Source organism: Rickettsia conorii str. Malish 7, from assembly GCF_000007025.1.
Lineage (GTDB): Bacteria > Pseudomonadota > Alphaproteobacteria > Rickettsiales > Rickettsiaceae > Rickettsia > Rickettsia rickettsii.
Window position 1 is genome coordinate 271097 of the sequence record NC_003103.1, and the last position, 20509, is coordinate 291605.

Genomic DNA, 20509 nt, shown 5'->3' on the forward strand with positions numbered 1-20509 from the left:
TATAGTTTAAGATAATATATTAAAATCTCACAAAAAAATATAACATTATGAATAAAGCTATATTACACACAATTATTGTTTATACTCTCGCTAGTTGTCCTTATTGTATAAAAGCTAAAGCATTGCTTGATGAGAAAAATGTTGCTTATGAGGAAATTGAAGTAAGTAACTTTACTCAGGAAGAGAAAGAAAAATTTATTAAGAAATCCGGTGGAAAAAAGACCGTCCCGCAGATATTTATAGATAATATGCATGTTGGCGGTTGTGATGCTCTGTTTGATCTTGAAAAAGAGGGAAGGTTAGATAAGCTGTTAGAAAATCAGCCAAAGACGACTTCACCTGCTGCCGGAGCGTAATTCATAAAAACGTCATTGCAAGGAAATTACGAAGTAATTGACGAAGCAATCTAAGGAGTTTGTTATTATTTGATGAGATTGTCACGCTCCCTACGGTCGCTCGCAATGACGATTTAGTATCCACGCGAGCAATGCCCGCTTGCAATGGTGCTGAAAACTACCAAAAAATGTTCAAAAATAAAACTCGCAAAAATTCATTCTCTCTACTTCTGCCGTATTTATGGTCGAAGGATTTTGATATACGCCTGCGTATTGTTACCTCTCTTATTTGTCTAGTCATAGCTAAAGTAATAAATATTTTCGTTCCTATTGTTTATAAATATATAATAAATGGGCTAAATAAGAACTTTGCTCTTTCGGTTATGATCGGGATTATTGTTGCATATGGCGGAACAAAAATACTTGTTCAACAGTGAATTACGAAATATCATTTTTTCAAAAGTAGGGCATCAAGCAACTCGCTTAGTTGCTCTAAATGTCTTTAAGTACATGCTTTAAGTATGCGTTTTCACATTACTAGAAACACAGGGGGCTTAAGTAGGTCAATAGAGCGTGGTACTAAAGGTATTGAAGTGGTACTGCGGTATTCGTTATTTAATATTTTTCCGACAAGCGTAGAAATTATATTAGTAAGCGGGATGTTATGGTATGTTTACAGTATTTGGTTTGCCGTAACTATTTTAATAACAATGATAGTTTAGGTTATATTTGCCTAATCAGTGTTTGGCGTATTTCTTTTGCAAGGGAAATAAAACCAAAGCGATAACACCGCCAATAATAGAGCAATCGATAGTTTACTGAATTTTGAGACCGTTAAATATTTCGGTAATGAAGAATATGAGGCGATAAAGTTTAATGAGGTTTTACAAACTTATGAAAAATCAGCTACTAAAACTATACTAACAGCATATCGATTTTAAAGATCTGGCAGGATGTTATAATATCCTTAGGGCTTGTTAGTCTTATGATACTTTCAGCAAATGCTATTAACCAAAATAAAATGACCGTCGGCGATTTAATAATGGTTAATACTTATCTATTTCAGCTATCAATTCTGCTTTCAATACTTGGCTTTGCTTATAGAGAAATTAAAAACGCTCTAGTTAGTATGGAAGATATGTTTAAGCTGCTTGATATACCTGTAGAAGTAGAGGATGCTTTGAACGCTAAGGAGCTAATTATCTTAAAAGGTGCGGTTAGTTTCGATAATGTTAGCTTTGCTTATAATCAGGCACGTCCGATTTTACATAATATAAGTTTTACGATCAAGAGCGGTAAAACTTTAGCAGTAGTCGGTAGTAGCGGGACAGGGAAATCGACGATATCACGCTTGCTTTTTAGGTTTTACAATATTAATAGCGGCAATGTTACTATTGATGGTCAGGATATAAGAGAAGTCACGCAACAATCGCTGCGTAAATCTATTGGAATTGTCCCACAAGATACGGTACTGTTTAACGATACGCGATATATTACAACATCGCATACGGTAATAATCCAGCAAGCTACGATGAAGTTATAGCAGCAAAAATGCTCATATTCATGAGTTTATTAGCACGTTACCCGAAGGGTATGAGACGCAGGTAGGCGAGAGAGGCTTAAAGCTTTCGGGCGGTGAGAAACAGCGTATTGCAATTGCAAGAACCATCTTAAAAAATCCAGCAATATATGTTTGATGAGGCAACAAGTTCGCTTGGTACTAAAAGCCGAAAAGCTAATTCAAGCACGCCTTAAAGAGATCTCGGATCACCATACTACCCTTATCATTGCCCATAGACTCTCAACTATTATCGATGCAGATGAGATTATCGTTTTAGATAACGGTTATATAGTTGAGCGGGGCAACCATAAAACCTTGCTACAGCACAAAGGCTATTATGCCGAACTTTGGTATAAATAGCAAGAAGAGGAACATTCTTAAAATTTATCATTATATCAACTACAAGCTTTGTTAAGTGGTTTGGTAAAACCAGCTCGATGTCATTCCCGCGGAGGTTTTGTTGCGTGGATATCAAGTCGTCATTGCGAGCGAACGTTAGTGAGCGTGGCAATCTCAGGAATTCTTCTCAAGATTGCTGCGTCAAATTACTATGTAATTTTCCTCGCAATGACAAAAAAACTGCTCCACGCAGGAATGACATGGATAGCTAATTGATATTTCAAAAAATTGGCTAAAATCTCTTGCAAGAATAGCGGTGACGTTATTCCGGGGTTTCAAAGCCTCTATCCTAAGCGGTATTATCAGCCGTATAAATGGTATAATCCTCGACTTCATGGTCGGGGGATAATATAGTAGCTATGTACAAGGTTTAAAGTGTAAGCTTTAAACCTAAAAGCTATTATAACTGTTCTGTGACGGTTCTTTGAACGTCCCAACCACCCGAAGTGAAAATCTTCGGTGGTTAAAACTTGAGCAATTTAAGTGTAATCACGGAAGCAACTACATGTTCAACAAAAATAATAAATTATTATCTAAAATATTACCGTTCTCTAAGAAAAATAAAGATTTAGAAAAACTAAGATCTAAGTTTAAACAAAGGTTAGCAGAACAGGTAACGGTAGATGAGATAACAAGAATAGAGCAGCGTTCATTATATTTAGAAAGTATAAAATAATTCTAATATATAATAAAGTTTGTTAACTTTTACGATTATGTTATTGCATAGAAACGGTTGATGTCGTCATTGTAAGCGACTAAAGGCCTTGTTGTATGGTTCGTTTATGTCATTTCCACGCAAGCGGGAATCCAGTAAAAAATGATAAAACAAAGAAAATTACATAAAAATTTAGTATATAATTTGCTTAAAAAACTAGATTCCTGCTTTCGCAGGAATGACATCAGCATCCGCGCAACAATGTCCCGCAGCAATGACATCGGTAACTTAGCAATAATGCCACGATTATAAATACAAGCAATCCTTGAAAGAAATTTATTATGTCTCTATTATTAAATATAATTCATTAAATTTAAGGCTAAGTAATCGTGACTGATAAATCTTCTTCTAATTTAGTACCGGTAAATATCGAAGATGAGATGAAAGTATCTTATCTTGATTATGCTATGAGCGTTATAGTAAGTAGAGCTATACCGGATGTTCGGGACGGCTTAAAGCCGGTACATCGCCGAATTATCTATTCCATGCATGAAGCCGGTAATCATGCTAGTAAACCTTATAGAAAATCCGCTAGAATAGTCGGTGACGTGATGGGTAAATACCATCCGCACGGTGATAGTGCTATTTACGACGCGTTAGTACGTATGGCACAAGATTTTTCCTTGCGTTTACCGCTTGTAGACGGGCAGGGTAATTTCGGTTCGATGGATGGTGATGCGGCGGCAGCAATGAGATATACCGAATCTCGAATGGCCAAAGTTTCGTATAAGCTCGTAGAGGATATCGATAAAGAGACTGTCAGCTTTAACCCTAATTACGATGGTTCTGAAGAAGAGCCTTCCGTACTTCCTGCAATGTTTCCCAATTTATTGGTGAACGGTAGCGGAGGCATTGCGGTCGGTATGGCAACTAATATCCCGCCTCATAATCTTGGTGAGGTTATCGATGCGTGCTGTTTATATATAGATAATAACGATATAGAAATATTAGATTTACTTGAAGTTGTTAAAGGACCGGATTTTCCTACAGGTTCAATGATTTTAGGCATTAGCGGTATTAGATCGGCATATCTTACCGGTAGAGGGAGTATCATTATGCGAGGTCGAGCCGAGATTGAGAATATCGGTAATAACCGTCAAGCAATTATTATTACCGAAATACCGTATATGGTAAATAAGGCAAGGCTCGTTGAGAAAATCGCTGAAATGGTTAAGGAAAAGCGTATAGAAGGTATAAGTGATTTACGTGATGAATCGAATAAAAACGGTGTAAGGATTTTTATTGAGTTAAAGAAAGACGTAGTTGCTGAAGTAGTCTTAAATCAAATATACGCATGTACGCAGCTACAAACTAGCTTCGGTGTTATTATGCTTGCTCTTAAAGACGGGCTACCGAAAGTGATGAATTTGAAAGAAGTAATTGCAGCTTTCGTTAGTTTTAGGGAAGTAGTAATTACTAACCGTACTATATATTTACTCAATAAAGCAAGAGATAGAGCTCATATTTTACTAGGACTAACTATTGCCGTTAGTAATATCGATGAAATAATACGTATTATTAAAGCTTCAAATGACTCGAATGCAGCTAAACAAGAATTAATGGCTCGTCAGTGGGAAGCATTAAATATCCTACCTCTTGTAAAGTTGGTTGATGATAAAGCAATGTTAAACGAGCAGGGTAAATGTAACTTTACCGAAGTGCAAGCTAAGGCAATCTTAGAAATGAGATTGCAACGCCTGACCGCTATGGAGAAAAACAAGCTTGAAGAGGATTTAAAGAACCTCATTACGGAAATCACCGAATATCTTAATATACTTGGCTCTCGTACAAGGTTACTTGAAATTTTAAAGGAAGAGCTCATTAAAGTTAAAGAAGAATTTGCGACTCCTCGTCTTACTTCAATTGAATTCGGCGAATTTGATCAAGATATAGAAGATTTAATTCAGCGTGAAGAAATGGTTGTAACCGTAACGCTTGGCGGGTATATCAAGCGTGTACCTCTAAGTAGCTATCGTGCGCAAAAACGTGGCGGTAAAGGAAGATCAGGGCTTTCAATGCGTGATGAAGATATTACCACGCAAGTTTTTGTCGGTAGTACCCATACTCCTATGTTGTTCTTCTCAAATATCGGTCAGGTTTATAGTTTAAAACTGTATAAACTGCCTTTAAGTAATCCGCAGGGTAAGGGTAGACCGATGGTTAATATATTACCGCTGAAAGCAAATGAGCATATTACGAATATTATGCCGCTACCTGAAAATCAGGATGAGAGGGATAATTTAAACATTATGTTCGCAACTGCCAAAGGTAATATCAGAAGAAGCGATTTATTAGATTTCAAAAAGCTTCAGTCGAACGGTAAAATTGCTATTAGGCTTGATGAGGACGATAAATTAATAGACGTAAAACCATGTAAAGAAGACGAGCATATTTTACTTGCTACCAAAGCCGGTAAAGCTTTAAGATTCCCTGTTGAATCGCTGCGTGTTATTAAGAGCCGTACTTCTGATGGGGTACGAGGTATGAAGCTTGCCAAAGAGGATTCCGTAATTTCTATGACTGTGCTTAAAGGTATTAGTAGTACAAAAGAGGATAGAGATGCTTATTTATCCGTGCCGTGGGAGCAGAGACTAGAGATTGCTAAAGGTGAGGCGTTTAATCCTGAAGAACTTGGCGTAAGCTTAACTGCCCCGGCTATTGTAGAAATGGCAAATTCCGAAGAATTCATTTTAACCGTAACTGAGAACGGTTTTGGTAAGAGAAGCTCAGCTTATGGCTATAGAATTACTGACCGTGGCGGTAGCGGTATAATCAATATGGATATTAACGACAAAACTGGTTTAGTCGTCGGTGTTATGCCGGTTAAAATGGATGATGAGTTAATGCTGATTACCAATAGCGGTAAGTTAATTCGCTGTAAACTTGAGTCAGTACGTATTACGGGACGTAACACTAGCGGCGTAATCCTATTTAAGCTAGATGATGGTGAAAAAGTCGTGTCTGTCTCTTTAATTGCTGAAACTGCTGAAAGTGAAGAAGATAGTGAGTTAGAGGAAGAGGGATTAGAGCAATCTGAAGAGGTGTAAGGGCTGAGGCGTTGTTATTCCCGCATAGCTCTTAAAAAGCTCTCGATGTCATTCTTGCGAAAGCATTTTGCATAGATACCTAAGTCGTCATTGCGAGGAGGTATTGTTGCGTGGACCGGTAAAACCCACTGTGTCACCCCGTGGTCAAGCCACGGGATGACAGAGGTGAAATTGCTTCACGCAACAATTCCTTGCGAGCAGCCATAGGCTACGTGGCAATCTCATGAAATAATAAAACTCCTGAGATTGCGGACGTACAAATTACTTTGTAATTTTCCTCGCAATGACGTTAATTTATTAATTGATCTGCTTTTAGTTAACAATACCCCCCCAAAAGAACTTCTAGAAAAGTATTGTAACACTAATTTTTCTCTCTATAATAACTGTATATTGAATTAATATGCAAATATTAACTTTCCAGTCTTTTTTTACTACTATAGCCGGTCTAAGCCGGTAACAATATCTCTATATCTTTCTTTTAATTATATTCATCGATTTAAATTAACTAATTATTAGGTAAGTTTTATGTTGCGTAAAATGCCACTTATTTTAATGGCTATTATCATAAGCTATCATATTGTTAAACCCACTAATGAGTTTAGAAGTACAAAGGTTATTGTATTCAATAAGTCTATCTATTTCTATAATTGGATTATTTCTGCCTTTAATTATTTTTGGTTTACTTTTTAAATCTGTTGTAATGCTAGCCAAAGATGCAACACGTATAGTTTTCTTAATATTATTACTAGTATGTGGGTCTAATGTTTGTTCTACCTTCATAAGTTATTATGTAGGTATATACATATATCAATTCGCTTTATCAATGATCTCTCCTATTTGTGACGATCGTATTTGCTCAGTTTGGTTATATCTTTCTTGCTTATTTTATTTTAAGTAACTGTCGAGTTAAGGAATGCATAGCTAGCCTTATTAATATGATGCCAGCGTCTATAAGTGGATTTAGTGCAATGTCTAGTGATGCCACTTAGTATAATAGGAGCGGAAAATAATACAAATAATAAAGCACTCGCTCGTACCGTTGACCAATAACAGTCAATATTCATCTTGTTGGCGATTGTTTTGCCATATCGATTTTGGCTTATGCTATACTAAAAAGTTATGGATTAGCTGAACCTACTTTATTTAATTATTTTACTTTTTATTTTGTATTGGCAAAATTTTCAGTAGCAGCTATACCAGGTGGTAGAATTATTGTAATGCTCCCTATACTTGAACAATATCTAGGTTTTAATACTAATATGATGTCTCTGATTACAGCTCTTTATATCTTATTTGATCCTGTGATCACTTGTGCTAATGTTTTAGGAAATGGTGCTTTTGTTAAACTGATAGATAATATATATAGTGTAACTCAGAAAGCTTAATTTAAAGTCATGTTCCACCGTGAGCATTAATAAATATTTTAGCAATAGGACGAGGTTTCTCAAAATACTCTAGGTTCTTGCGTGCAGAAAATTAAATTATTTGTATTTTTAGATATTTTTGAGCAAAAATTAATAAGAACGCAAGAGCCTAATATCTCTTTTGCTTTTAAAGTAATTGTTGAATTATCTATATTTGATAAATTAGATATGTGTGTTCCTTGAATGAGGAATTAGTGAATTTTTTAATCAAATCTCAAATATTATATAATTGATTTAAAAGAGAAAAAGCATATAATCTTTGTGTGGAAAGTGATATATTGGTAATAAATTATGATGTGGTTATTAATTGCAATTGGTTTAACCGTTGCGGTTCTTATTATAGGGGTAGTATCGATGGCTATCGAAGGAAAGTTTGATAAGAAATTTAGTTCAAAGTTAATGACTTTAAGGGTTTTTTTTCAGGCAGTTGCTATATTTTTATTGATTATAATGTATTTTTATAAAGTTAATTTATAAATGTCTGAAAATAACTCAAAAGCTACTTAATCGATTTCTCTAATTTCTTCACGTAATTCTTCCCATTTGTCTAAAATTTCTTCTAATGTAACTTCTTCGACTTTTTTCTCTCCATCTTCAAAGTCCTTTAAATCTCTAATCAGTTTCTCTAGCTTTAATAATGAAATTTTTTTTTCATTATACTGATCGCTACAATGTTCTTCGAGTTGTTCGGCAATTTCTTCAATATCACCCCAATGCATTATTATTCCTCCTTATATTTTATGCAAGCCTTATTTATTAACATGTTATCTGATATTTGCTATTATTTTTTACTAAATATTATTAATTCGACAAATTATTGCAAATAGGTGAGTTTATTATGCAACTATTGCCGGAATTAGGCAGGTTTGCTTTCTTTACATTTTGGTGATTTTATAGTATATTAAAATTAAATATTAAGATTTAATTATGTCAATATTACCGATAGTAACGGCACCTGATGAAAGATTAAAGCAGAAATCTCAGCCGGTTTTAGAGTTTACCGATCAAACACGAAAATTTATGGATGATATGCTTAAAACTATGTACCATGAAGACGGTGCAGGGCTTGCAGCAGTACAAGTAGGGGTATTGAAACGTATTTTAGTAATTGATATACAAGATCATGATTCGGTAGCAAGACCAAAAGATTTTTATCCGCTTTTTATAGTGAATCCTGAAATAATAGAAAAAGCAGAAGAGCTAGTTACGGCTAACGAAGGTTGTATCTCATTACCGGAGCAACGTATTGAGGTGGCAAGACCGGAATCTATAAAGATTAGGTATTTAGACTATCATGGTAAATCGCGAGAGCTTAAAGCAAATGATTGGCTTGCAAGAGTTATCCAGCATGAGTATGATCATTTAGAAGGTAAGCTTATGATTGATTATTTAAGTAATTTAAAAAGAGATGTAGTACTGCGTAAGCTTAAGAAACTCAAAAATAATATAGTGTGAAAGTAATCTTTATGGGAACGCCTGAATTCGCTGTTCCCGCTCTTAAAAAACTTATAACTCATCACGAAGTTAAAGCTGTTTTTACACAGCAACCTAAAGCTAAGGGCAGAGGACTTAACTTAGCTAAATCTCCAATACATCAATTAGCATTTGAGCATCAAATTCCTGTTTATACTCCTTCTACTCTTCGTAATGATGAAATAATAAATCTAATTAATAAAGTTAATGCTGATATTATAGTTGTTATTGCCTATGGTTTTATTGTGCCGAAAGCTATATTAGAAGCTAAGAAATACGGCTGTCTTAATATCCATCCATCCGATTTGCCTCGTCACAGAGGAGCGGCTCCTCTGCAGCGTACTATTATAGAGGGTGACCGGAAAAGTAGTGTATGTATTATGCGTATGGATACAGGGCTTGATACAGGTGATATATTGATGAAAGAAGATTTTGATTTAGAAGAAAGAATAACATTGGAAGAACTGCATAACAAATGTGCAAATCTCGGAGCGGAGTTATTAATTAAAACACTTGCAAATATCGATAATATAGTACCAATAACACAGCCAAGTGACGGCGTTACGTATGCTCATAAATTAACTAAAGAAGAAGGAAAAATTAATTGGCATGAATCCGCATATAAAATAGATTGTAAAATAAGGGGCATGAATCCTTGGCCCGGAGCATATTTTAGTTATAATGATAAAATAATTAAAATCCTTGAAGCAGAATATTTAAATGCGGATCATCACTTTACTTCCGGTACCGTTATTAGTGATAAGCTGGAAATAGCTTGTGGAAGCGGTATATTACGAGTGAAAAAACTTCAGCAAGAGAGTAAAAAAGCTTTGAATATAGAAGAATTTTTACGTGGTACAAATATTTTAAAAGATACAGTATTAAAATAAGAGTATTATTATGGGTAAAGATAAAAAAGAAGTTAGGTTTAATGATAATTGAGACGTTAAGGAGTTTACCTCAAAGTTTGAAAAGAATAGTGATATTGATTCTTTAAAAAGGAAAGTAATTAATATAGTAGATGATGAAGTAGAGGATCAAACTAAGCTACTGACGGAAACTTAATTTCTTGTGAAAAAAACTCCACATGGTAAAACATCTCAATATGAAATTAGCGGATTTATTAACAAAGCCGGCGCACATATAAACGATCCAAAGCAAATAAAAGAAATTTCAAAATTATACGCTCATGCCGTATTTGCTGATTTACAGAAAAATATTTTAGGTAAATTTGATAAGAACGGTAATTTAAGTATAACTAAAGATTGTGCAATTGATGAAAATCCAGTCTTTAGAAAAGACGGTAAATTATTATGGGTTAAAACTCAAAGCGGTTTGATAAATAGAGAAGGAGAAATGACAGCAGTAAATCATATTTTACAAAAAGGCAGATTTTTGTTTGAAGATTTAGGCGGTAATGTAGATACAAAATTAGGGACCACAAATCTAAACAAAAAGCCGACAAAGCCTATTTTAAAAAGAGGTTAAAATAACTTTAAGCCCTCTCATAAGAAATAAAATTAAAATTATTTGAAATTAGTGTTTGACAAGCTTTAAAAATATAGATATAAAATCATCACACAAAGTTTGAAACGTAAAACTTTGTAGCTGTTTAAAAAGTTGATAAAGCTAAAAACTAAATACACCGCGATAATAAAAATTTATATCGTGAGTAGATGCTGAAAATAAGAAAAATAATTGTGAAATTAATTCTGTATGCATTGTGTAATCTCAAGTTAAAAGCATAAGTAAATATAATAAGAGCATTTGGTGGATGCCTTGGCACTAGAAGGCGATGAAGGACGTAATACGCTGCGATAAGCTTCGGGGAGTTGCGAATAAACTTTGATCCGAAGATTTCCGAATAGGGAAACCTACCTAATTTATTAGGTATTGTATAGTGAATACATAGCTATATGAGGCAAACCCAGCGAACTGAAATATCTAAGTAGCTGGAGGAAAGGACATCAACCGAGACTCCGTTAGTAGTGACGAGCGAACGCGGATCAGGCCAGTGGCTTCAAAAAAATAACTAAAACAACATGGAAAGGTTGACCATAGAGGGTGATAGTCCCGTATAGGTAAAAAGTTTGAAGTCCTTGAGTAAGGCGGGACACGTGAAATCCTGTTTGAACATAGGGGGACCACCCTCTAAGCCTAAGTACTCTCTAGTGACCGATAGTGAACAAGTACCGTGAGGGAAAGGTGAAAAGTACCCCGACAAGGGGAGTGAAATAGTATCTGAAACCAAATGCTTACAAGCAGTCGGAGCAAGCGTATTTATATGTCTTGTGACGGCGTACCTTTTGTATAATGGGTCAGCGACTTAGTTTATCTAGCAAGCTTAAGCCGTTAGGTGTAGGCGTAGCGAAAGCGAGTCTGAATAGGGCGTTTAGTTAGATGAATTAGACCCGAAACCGGGTGATCTAGCCATGGCCAGGTTGAAAGCGGAGTAAAATCCACTGAAGGACCGAACCCACTACTGTTGAAAAAGTAGGGGATGAGCTGTGGTTAGGGGTGAAAGGCCAATCAAACTCGGATATAGCTGGTTCTCCGCGAAATCTATTTAGGTAGAGCGTTATAGCGATTACCATCGAAGGTAGAGCACTGAATGAGCTAGGGGGTCCCACAGACTTACCAAACTCAATCAAACTCCGAATGTCGATGAGTACAGCATAGCAGACAGACTATGGGTGCTAAGGTCCATAGTCGAGAGGGAAAAAGCCCAGACCGCCATCTAAGGTCCCTAAATCATGACTAAGTGTTAAAGGATGTGAGAAGACCAAAACAACTAGGATGTTGGCTTAGAAGCAGCCATCATTTAAAGAAAGCGTAATAGCTCACTAGTCTAAATAAGTTTTCTTGCGCCAACAATGTAACGGGGCTCAAGTCATGTACCGAAGATGCGGGTTTATGCATTTGGCATAAATGGTAGCGGAGCGTTCCGTAAGCCTGCGAAGGTGAACCGTGAGGTTTGCTGGAGGTATCGGAAGTGAGAATGCTGACATAAGTAGCGATAAAGAATGTGAGAAACATTCTCGCCGAAAGTCCAAGGGTTCTTGCGTAAAGTTAATCTGCGCAAGGTTAGTCGGCCCCTAAGATGAGGCTGAAAGGCGTAATCGATGGGAATCAGGTTAATATTCCTGAACCTGAAGGATGTGACGAAAATAGTAAATTGTACAGTCTTATTGGATTGATTGTGCGGTGAATATTTTCCAGGAAATAACACCTTCATTATAGACCGTACCCGAAACCGACACAGGTGGACAGGTAGAGTATACCAAGGCGCTTGAGAGAACGATGCTGAAGGAACTAGGCAAATTGCATCTGTAACTTCGGAAGAAAGATGACCTGTATATGGGCAACCATGTGCAGGTGGCACAAGCTAGGGGGTAGCGACTGTTTATTAAAAACACAGGGCTCTGCAAAGTCAATAGACGATGTATAGGGTCTGACGCCTGCCCAGTGCTGGAAGATTAAAAGGAGGGGTGCAAGCTCTGAATTGAAGTCCCAGTGAACGGCGGCCGTAACTATGACGGTCCTAAGGTAGCGAAATTCCTTGTCGGGTAAGTTCCGACCCGCACGAATGGCGTAACGATTTCCCCACTGTCTCCAGTATCGACTCAGCGAAATTGAATTCTCCGTGAAGATGCGGAGTTCCCGCGGTCAGACGGAAAGACCCCGTGAACCTTTACTATAGCTTTGCACTGGTGTTAGGAATCAGATGTGCAGGATAGGTGGGAGACTACGAAGCGAAGGCGTCAGCCTTTGTGGAGTCACCCTTGAGATACCACCCTTTTGGTGCTTGACATCTAACCGAGATCCTTGAATCAGGATCCGAGACAATGCATGGTGGGTAGTTTGACTGGGGCGGTCGCCTCCCAAAGAGTAACGGAGGCGCGCGATGGTTAGCTCAGGTTGGTCGGAAATCAACTTTTAGAGTGCAATGGCATAAGCTAGCCTGACTGCGAGTCTGACAAGACGAGCAGAGACGAAAGTCGGTCATAGTGATCCGGTGGTCCCGAGTGGAAGGGCCATCGCTCAACGAATAAAAGGTACTCCGGGGATAACAGGCTGATGATTTCCAAGCGTCCATAGCGACGAAATCGTTTGGCACCTCGATGTCGGCTCATCACATCCTGGGGCTGGAGAAGGTCCCAAGGGTTCGGCTGTTCGCCGATTAAAGTGGTACGTGAGCTGGGTTTAGAACGTCGTGAGACAGTTCGGTCCCTATCTGCCGTGGGTGTAGGAAGTTTGAGAGGATCTGCCTTTAGTACGAGAGGACCGAGGTGGACGTACCCCTGGTGGACCAGTTGTCGTGCCAACGGCACAGCTGGGTAGCTAAGTACGGAAGGGATAACTGCTGAATGCATCTAAGCAGGAAACCCACCTCAAAACTAGACTTCCCCATTAGAGCCGTGGAAGACCACCACGTTGATAGGTCGGGTGTGGAAGCACAGTAATGTGTGTAGCTAACCGATACTAATAGCTCGATTGGTTTACTTTGCTGTGAGATTACATATGCATATAGTGTTAATGTTATAAGAGTGTAGTATCTACTCACAAAGTTATCAGGTTAAATAGTTTTATCAACTAATAAAAATGTTATTGCATAACTAATGTTATATACTGTAGCCCTGCCACGATATCCAGCGAGAATTATTTTGCTGAGTATCGTAGTAAAAGTTAAGATATGATGTTGAGAATTTTTTTGAGTCGTGCAACAACATTAACAGCAAACTATAATACAAATCTATCTTTTTAAAAGTTTGTATTGCTAGCTTGGTGGTTATAGCATGAGTGAAACACACGATCCCATCCCGAACTCGAATGTGAAACCTCATAGCGCTAATGGTACTATGTCATAAGGCATGGGAGAGTAAGTCGCTGCCAAGCTTGCAATGCAAGTTGTTAATTACCTTTCTTTCTCTTCATGAGAATATTTTATATTCATAATTTTTACCTTTCTCTATATTAGTAATGCTTACGCATTAAATAATAAACATCAATTTATTTCCATAGAATCGCTAAAATCTAACATAGAAATTAAAAAGCTATTTAAAGAAAAAAAATACTGGTCAATTTATTTTAGAGTTACCAAACGTCACAGTAATTAATGAAGGTGGAATTTTAACTCAAGAAGGTTATATTCTACAAGATACTCAAACAATCTTAGGTGATCTCGTTTATTAAAAAAACGAGATATTAATACTGAAAATCCTTTATATTTTAATGGAAAATTAGCAGTAATTTTATCTTTTGGTTCTGAAAATTGGTATCATTGGCTGCTACAAATTTTGCCTAGATTAATTATATTAAAAGAATCAGCTCTTGAATATGATCGTATCTATATTAATAATTTAAAATATTCATGGCAAATTAAGTCATTAGAGATAGTATTAAATTATTTAAATATACTGGAAGATAAGATTTTTATAGTAAATAGTGACTGTATAATTCAAGCTACTAGACTAATTGTTCCATCTGTACCGTTTATTCCGGTAAAAGGTACACCTTTGCCTTTATGGTTAAAAAAAGATTTAAGAAATATTTTTATTAAAGATAATAGTAAAGTATACGATAAAATATATATTTCTCGTAAATACGCTTCTACCCGAAAAATAGTTAATGAAGAGGAATTAATAGAAAAAATTGAGAGATCCGGTTTGAAAGTAATATATCTAGAGCTATCCTTCCCGTATGAACAGGCCCGGCTTTTTAATAAAGCAAAAATAATAGTTGGATCGCACGGATCAGGATTTGCTAACTTTATTTTTGCGGCTCCAAAATGCAAAGTAGTAGAGATTGATCACGGTACAACTCCCTCTAGAAGTTTTTATAAAAGAATGGCAAATTATATGTCATGCGATTATTATCCTTTTTATGTAGATCATCAGACAACAGAAGAGCATTTAGAAGACGATATAAAGATCAATATTGATGAATTTATTAAGTTTCTTAGAGGTCATCTGTAAATAAATTTTAATTAGTAATTAAAGAGCTTTGTTAGCGAAAATTGAAGTTAATTCTTAAAATCATTATTTAATAAATAAGATTCGCTATTCATTTCATTTAGTCTTGAAATAGTGCGTTTAAATTCTGCGGCTCGTGCTGAACCTTGATATATTTTATTTGGGTTATCTTCTAGGCTCATAAATAAGAGTATTTTATAGAAATAGGCATTATCGATAAAGTTGATAAATCTAACGGCTGTATTTGTATCGTTAGAATCGATAGTATGAACGTTCCCCACTATAATAACGTTAAAATTTTGGCAAATATTAACATAATCGATATAGCTTAGGCCTCTTGTAAATAATTCATTATAATCTGTTACTAATATTCTTTTATGCACTTTTTGAAAGGATATTTCTCTACCTAGAACCTGTATATTTTGAGGAGCAAGATTATTATCACTAATATCTGTGATAATTTTTTCAAGTTTGTTTTGGTTTTCTAAAGTTAAAGGATAAATTATCCTTGCCTCTTTAACTCTTAACGCTTTATCAAATCGATAATCATGTTGATTATCTAGATATTTAACATAAAATGTATTATTGATTATCTTTATAAAAGGTAAGAAAGATTCTCGTTGTAATCCGTCTTTGTACAGATTATTGGGACTCGTGTTAGAAGTTATAAAAATAAAAATATTTTGCTTTATTAATTCATTAAATAATCTACCGATTATCATTGCATCAGTAATATCTTTAATTTCAAACTCATCTATACATAACACTTTAGTTTGTTTAGTATAGTTTTTAGCAATTTTAGGGATGATATCTTTCTGATTTGCTGTTTGTAATTTATGCATAGATTTATGAATTTCCTGCATAAAGTTCTGATAATGTATTATTATTTTAGGTGTGGTTAATTCTTCACAAAAAGAATTCATGAGCATAGTTTTACCGCTGCCCACCGGACCGTATAAATAAATTCCGCTTTCTAAGTTATTTTGATTAAAGAATTTGAATAAACTTTTAGGTTTATTAAGTGCTGCTGCCAGCTGTTTTAATTCTTCTCGTAAAGCAGTTTGTTTTGAATCTTGTATTAATGAAGTAGAGGATTTAATCATCCAAAATATTTTTTATCTAGTTTGTTATAGGTTTTTTCTAAAATGTCGTTCCTAGCTAAAAGCAGGAAGGCTTTGTTGCGTGGATCAATTTCACCTCCGTCATCCCGTGGTTTGACCACGGGATCCAGTGAAAAATGCTAACCTTTAGCATTTTTTGTTATTTTTGCTAGATTGGCACGCTCCTTTTAGTTGCTCGCAATGACGGTTGTGATTATCATTTCCTACATAAAAGCGTTGCATCGCCGTAGCTAAAAAAACGCATTGCTTCTTTTATAGCATATTTATATAATTCATGCATCTCTTTAAATCCGGCAAAAGCACATATAAGCATAAATAAAGTAGATTTAGGAAAATGGAAATTAGTAAGTAGCATATCGGCTGTTTGAAATTTAAAACCTGGGGTTATGAAAATATCGGTTTTAAAGCTACCTGCTTTTACGATGCCGTTATTGCAAGAACTCTCAAGTGTTCTAAGTGTTGTAGTGCCGACTGCGATAATACGTTTCCCTTCTTGCTTTGCTTTATTGATAATTTCAGCAGTGTCAGGAGTAATAGAGCAATATTCGGTATGCATTTTATGTTCATGAATATTTTCGGTTTTTACAGGTAAAAAAGTTCCAGCTCCCACATGTAATGTTAAAAATGTGGCTTGTATGCCTTCTGCCTTAAGCTTATCAAGTATATCCTTTGTAAAATGCAAGCCTGCTGTCGGTGCTGCAACTGAACCTTCTATTTGGCTATAGACAGTTTGATAGCGGTCGTTGTCGTTTTGAGTGTTTGTCATCCCGTGGTTTGACCACGGTATCCAGTCATTATTTAAATATGTTTTGGATCCCGTGGTCGTAGCCACGGGATGACATAATGAGTGTGAACGCCTAATATAAACCGGTAGCGGCATCTCACCGTATTTATTTAAGAACTCGAATACAGAAATATCATTAAGCTCAAATTTTACTTTAATCTCACCCATTGCAAGTTTTTCGGTAATAATTACCTTATGATTATCAAAATAAAATTCATCATTTACATGAAGCTTTCGAGCTGGTTTAGCAAAAGCCGACCAATTATCATCTGATAATTTTTGATTCAAATTTATTGTAATATTTTTCCCCAAATTTAACTTTGCTTTTATTACCTTACTATTATTAAAGACTAATAAGTCCCCTTCTTTTAAGTAATCTATTATGTTGTAGAATTTGGTTTTAATAGGCGGCGTAACAGCAATTAGTAAATCTGAGTTATCACGTTCACTAGATGGATATTGTGCGATCAGTTCGCTTGGTAAATCAAAGTCAAAATCAGATAGTTTCATTGTTTAAATATTAGTAGCTAAAAAAGTGATTATAACAGCATATGACAATATTTAATATAATATTTTAGTTTATTGATTGCTTACTAATAAATAAACTATTTGTTGATAAAATGATTTTTTTCTGTACGATACAAAATACTATCAATTGAATCATTAAGGGAAATACTTGATAATCGATGATATAATTAGAAATAAATTTCATGAGATATTAAGCAGTAAAGATATAGAAGAAAATATGGGATTTAATAATATATATAAAATAAAAAGATATGAATTTTTTAGAGAAAGTTTTGTCAAAGAATTCAAAGCTTTGATTGAAGATCCAAATACAGAAGTATATACATTGGAAGGTGAGGCTAAATCTTTTTGATATTTTGCGTGTCATAATAATCAGAAAGGGATAGTAAGGCTTCTACTTGCAAAAGGTGCAAATATAATCCTTGACCACAACAGCGGTACCGTTTTTCACACTGCCCTAACAGCTCAACATTTTGATATGGCAACATTTCTAATTGAAAATGGTGCGGATCCTAATTACGTAACAGGTGACAATATGACTTATTTAGAAATATGTACGTCCTATACCTAAATATAGCCATGGTAACTAAATTGCTCGCTTATGGTGCTAATATGAAAAACCGCATTTAAAAGTTTAGTAGACCTAACTAGAGAGCTTAATGATAGTAAGCAGAGTACAGATATGGTAAAAGTATTGTTACAATATGGTGCTAATCGGATATACTCGATCCTGACGGTCAAATGGTCCGTGACAAGGAAGCAATTTATGAACCTCTGAAAGCTCTTTTAACGCTTGAATCCACATTGCGTAAGAATGATTACAAGAAGATTAAGGCTATTGACAAGAAAGATTTAGCTGCGTTTGTTCAATGGAAAGCAGCAATATTACCGGTTGTAAAAGATGTTTCTAAGAATGATTCTATAAAACAACCATTAATAGAATTAGTAGGAAAGATAGCTAAATTGATACCGCCTTTAGAGTTTTTATGCATTTTAAAAATTGAAGATATTATTGATAGTAACGCTACAGATAAGATAGAATTACCTAAGAGTGCAATAAAAGCGATGACAGAGTGCGGACTACTGCAAGTTGAAGCAACAGGAGACATAGTGGCTCATAATGATTTAGTTTAAAGGTTGAGGCTGGTTTTATGTCATTCCTGCTTTCGCAGGAATGACATAAAACATGGGTAATACCTCCTCACACTATTAACCCTTTAACTTGAGAGTTCCATAATTTTTGATATAGCTTACTATTTTTTAGTAATTCTGCATGGTTACCGTCATCGATTATACTTCCCTTTTCAAAAACTAAAATTCTATCCATATTGAGTAAAGTAGATAATCTGTGGGCAATGACTATCACGGTTTTATTTTGCATTAAATAATCCATTGACTCTTGAATCAGGCTTTCCGTCTCGCTATCTAAGCTACTTGTTGCTTCATCGAGAATTAAAATAGGAGCATTTTTTAAGATGGCTCTTGCTATGATAATTCTTTGACGCTGACCGCCTGATAAGTTATTCCCCCGTTCACCGCACATAGTATCGTAACCGTCCGGTAGATTATCGATAACATCATGAATATGTGCAGCTTTTGCTGCTTCTATAACCTCCTCAAGAGTAGCTTCTTTTTTCCCGTATCTGATATTGTCCAAAATGGTACGATGAAAAAGCACCGGTTCTTGAGGTATAAGGCTAATGGCTTTTCTTAAAGAATCTTGAGTTACGTTTTTAATATTTTGATTATCTATTAAAATCATTCCTTCTTCTATATCATGTAACCTCGTGACTAAACTAATAAAAGTGGTTTTTCCTGAACCTGAAAATCCAACTAGTCCTACTTTTTGTTTACTCGGTATTAATACCGATTTATTATAAAATAGCTTGTTATTATGATGATAATTAAATGTAACATTTCTAAATTCAATAACCCCTTCTTTTATATCTAATGGAGTAGCGTTTGCAATATCAGTTATAATATGCGGTGCCATTAAAGATAAGCCTTGATTAAATGCCCCGACCTGCTCGAACATATCACCGATTTCTTGCGTTAAATCCCAAATATCGTCTGCTACATTTATACATAATGTTAGTACTAATACGCAATCACCTATGCTTATAGATAATTCGCTACGAAGTTTAGATAAATAATAAATCATTATAAAAATCATTATTGAACAAGAAGTCCCAAGAGCATAACGCAATTTGAACATAAAGAATTGCATAGTCTGCTCATCGGCTACGGCATTTTCTACTCTTGTTTCGAGATGTTGACGTTCAAATTTATGGGCTGTAAACATTCTAACCGCATTAATGTTGCTAATTGCATCTACGATACTACCGGCAACAAAAGATTGGCTTCTAGCATAATTTAATGAGTATTTATTGATTTTATCGGAGAAAAGAACACTAAGTCCTAAAAAAACCGTAATCCATAAAATAAATATCGTAGCAAAAACGTAATGTACCGAATGTAAAGCAATTAATGCAAATACAATAATAGCGAGTTTACGAAGAATTTTTTCACCGAATATTGAAATAATCATCTCAAACGATCTTGCAGTTTCGGTAATACGATTGCTAATATGTCCTGCTAGATTATCCTGAAAGAATTTATGGCTATGATATTGGGTATAATTATAAAGTTCATTTAGTATTTTCCCTTTTATTATGGGCATAGTCTTGAGATACAAATAATCATATGAACGATATGCTATATTAATACTCTCCCACCAAAGAGCATAAAATACTGCCCAGTAAATCATGGAAGATAAAAGATTATTAGCGTTCTTATCGCTGAAAGATTCTATTAAATCAATGATTTTCTGAAGTAATATACTATCAATCGCCGGAATCATACCGAGTAAAATACAAATTACAGTCAATAAAGTCATTTTAACTTTATCGAATTTTAAAAAATAAATACTTAAGCTAAATGTTGATTTAGATAAAGTAGGGTATTTTATCACGATAATGTACCTCGATTTTAAAATAATATATTAATTCGTGTTATTTTGGAGCATATTTAATTTAATTATTTTAAAATATACCTAAAAATATTAAATCTTTGGAAAAATAATAAACAAGCCTTGCTTCTTACCTTAAATAATGCTACAAAATTCAGAAAATAACTTCAACATCATTAGAA

The 20509-nt window shown here is 35.1% G+C and carries 17 protein-coding genes, 2 rRNA genes and 2 pseudogenes; 16 read left to right on the plus strand and 5 right to left on the minus strand.

The features are described 5' to 3' along the window. Window positions 1-47: 47 nt before the first annotated feature. From grxC to gyrA, 4 genes and pseudogenes are all read left to right on the plus strand, one after another. Window positions 48-356 carry a glutaredoxin 3 gene (gene grxC / locus RC_RS01365; protein ID WP_010976927.1) on the plus strand — a complete coding sequence of 103 codons (309 nt, stop codon included), beginning with the start codon at window positions 48-50 and terminating at the stop codon, window positions 354-356. Between the two features lie 167 nt (window positions 357-523). Further along, window positions 524-2256 (plus strand): annotated as a pseudogene (locus RC_RS01370) (ABCB family ABC transporter ATP-binding protein/permease). 544 nt (window positions 2257-2800) lie between these two features. Then, window positions 2801-2971 (plus strand): hypothetical protein, encoded by a 171-nt coding sequence (locus RC_RS09560; protein WP_004996471.1) that lies wholly within the window; start codon window positions 2801-2803, stop codon window positions 2969-2971. A gap of 368 nt (window positions 2972-3339) precedes the next feature. Next, complete coding sequence (gene gyrA, locus RC_RS01375) at window positions 3340-6057, plus strand: DNA topoisomerase (ATP-hydrolyzing) subunit A (RefSeq protein ID WP_010976933.1); 2718 nt, start codon at window positions 3340-3342, stop codon at window positions 6055-6057. A 512-nt stretch (window positions 6058-6569) separates the two neighbouring features. On the opposite strand, the pseudogene RC_RS01380 reads toward gyrA, so the two are convergent. After that, window positions 6570-6837: pseudogene (locus RC_RS01380) on the minus strand (hypothetical protein). A gap of 314 nt (window positions 6838-7151) precedes the next feature. Here RC_RS01380 and RC_RS01385 point away from each other — a divergent pair. The 3 genes from RC_RS01385 (at window position 7152) to RC_RS01395 (ending at window position 7958) form a co-directional block, all read left to right on the plus strand. Then, window positions 7152-7442 carry a cation:dicarboxylate symporter family transporter gene (locus RC_RS01385; RefSeq protein ID WP_010976935.1) on the plus strand — a complete coding sequence of 97 codons (291 nt, stop codon included), beginning with the start codon at window positions 7152-7154 and terminating at the stop codon, window positions 7440-7442. Window positions 7443-7523: 81 nt separating this feature from the next. Continuing rightward, a complete protein-coding gene (locus RC_RS01390; RefSeq protein ID WP_014273244.1) occupies window positions 7524-7664 on the plus strand; it encodes a hypothetical protein in 141 nt (46 codons plus the stop codon). A 108-nt stretch (window positions 7665-7772) separates the two neighbouring features. Next, window positions 7773-7958 (plus strand): twin transmembrane helix small protein, encoded by a 186-nt coding sequence (locus tag RC_RS01395; RefSeq protein WP_010976936.1) that lies wholly within the window; start codon window positions 7773-7775, stop codon window positions 7956-7958. A 26-nt stretch (window positions 7959-7984) separates the two neighbouring features. On the opposite strand, the gene RC_RS01400 is transcribed toward RC_RS01395, so the two are convergent. Continuing rightward, a complete protein-coding gene (locus RC_RS01400; protein ID WP_010976937.1) occupies window positions 7985-8200 on the minus strand; it encodes a Fe-S cluster assembly protein IscX in 216 nt (71 codons plus the stop codon). A 208-nt stretch (window positions 8201-8408) separates the two neighbouring features. Here RC_RS01400 and def point away from each other — a divergent pair, with 208 nt between their 5' ends. The 6 genes from def to RC_RS01430 all read left to right on the plus strand — a co-directional run bounded on the left by def (window position 8409) and on the right by RC_RS01430 (window position 14929). Further along, on the plus strand, window positions 8409-8936 hold the full coding sequence (gene def / locus RC_RS01405) for a peptide deformylase (protein ID WP_010976938.1): 528 nt from the start codon (window positions 8409-8411) through the stop codon (window positions 8934-8936). Then, complete coding sequence (gene fmt / locus RC_RS01410; RefSeq protein ID WP_010976939.1) at window positions 8933-9844, plus strand: methionyl-tRNA formyltransferase; 912 nt, start codon at window positions 8933-8935, stop codon at window positions 9842-9844. Before def ends, fmt begins: the two co-directional genes overlap by 4 nt. Window positions 9845-10025: 181 nt before the next feature. Next, entirely contained in the window at window positions 10026-10442 is a 417-nt protein-coding gene (locus RC_RS01415; RefSeq protein ID WP_010976940.1) for a hypothetical protein, read from the plus strand. Window positions 10443-10700: 258 nt separating this feature from the next. Next, window positions 10701-13461: ribosomal RNA gene (locus RC_RS01420) — 23S ribosomal RNA — on the plus strand. 274 nt (window positions 13462-13735) lie between these two features. Then, window positions 13736-13850 (plus strand): 5S ribosomal RNA (gene rrf, locus RC_RS01425). A gap of 401 nt (window positions 13851-14251) precedes the next feature. After that, window positions 14252-14929, plus strand: coding sequence for a glycosyltransferase family 61 protein (locus tag RC_RS01430; RefSeq protein ID WP_010976941.1), 678 nt, complete (start codon window positions 14252-14254; stop codon window positions 14927-14929). A gap of 47 nt (window positions 14930-14976) precedes the next feature. On the opposite strand, the gene zapE is transcribed toward RC_RS01430, so the two are convergent. Continuing rightward, window positions 14977-16029: a cell division protein ZapE gene (gene zapE / locus RC_RS01435; protein WP_010976942.1), complete on the minus strand. Its 1053-nt coding sequence runs from the start codon at window positions 16027-16029 to the stop codon at window positions 14977-14979. Between the two features lie 214 nt (window positions 16030-16243). Further along, a complete protein-coding gene (gene queA, locus RC_RS01445) occupies window positions 16244-17341 on the minus strand; it encodes a tRNA preQ1(34) S-adenosylmethionine ribosyltransferase-isomerase QueA (RefSeq protein ID WP_010976943.1) in 1098 nt (365 codons plus the stop codon). A gap of 166 nt (window positions 17342-17507) precedes the next feature. On the opposite strand from queA, the gene RC_RS10080 reads away from it, so the two are divergent. The 3 genes from RC_RS10080 (at window position 17508) to RC_RS10090 (ending at window position 18493) form a co-directional block, all read left to right on the plus strand. Next, complete coding sequence (locus RC_RS10080) at window positions 17508-17711, plus strand: hypothetical protein (protein ID WP_010976944.1); 204 nt, start codon at window positions 17508-17510, stop codon at window positions 17709-17711. A 30-nt stretch (window positions 17712-17741) separates the two neighbouring features. Next, entirely contained in the window at window positions 17742-17930 is a 189-nt protein-coding gene (locus RC_RS10085; protein ID WP_317133659.1) for an ankyrin repeat domain-containing protein, read from the plus strand. Window positions 17931-18100: 170 nt separating this feature from the next. Then, the gene (locus RC_RS10090; RefSeq protein WP_010976945.1) at window positions 18101-18493 is read left to right on the plus strand and encodes a hypothetical protein; all 393 of its coding nucleotides are present in this window, start codon (window positions 18101-18103) and stop codon (window positions 18491-18493) included. A 67-nt stretch (window positions 18494-18560) separates the two neighbouring features. Here RC_RS10090 and RC_RS01460 read toward each other — a convergent pair whose 3' ends face one another. Beyond that, a complete protein-coding gene (locus RC_RS01460; protein ID WP_010976946.1) occupies window positions 18561-20330 on the minus strand; it encodes an ABC transporter ATP-binding protein in 1770 nt (589 codons plus the stop codon). Window positions 20331-20509: the final 179 nt, after the last annotated feature.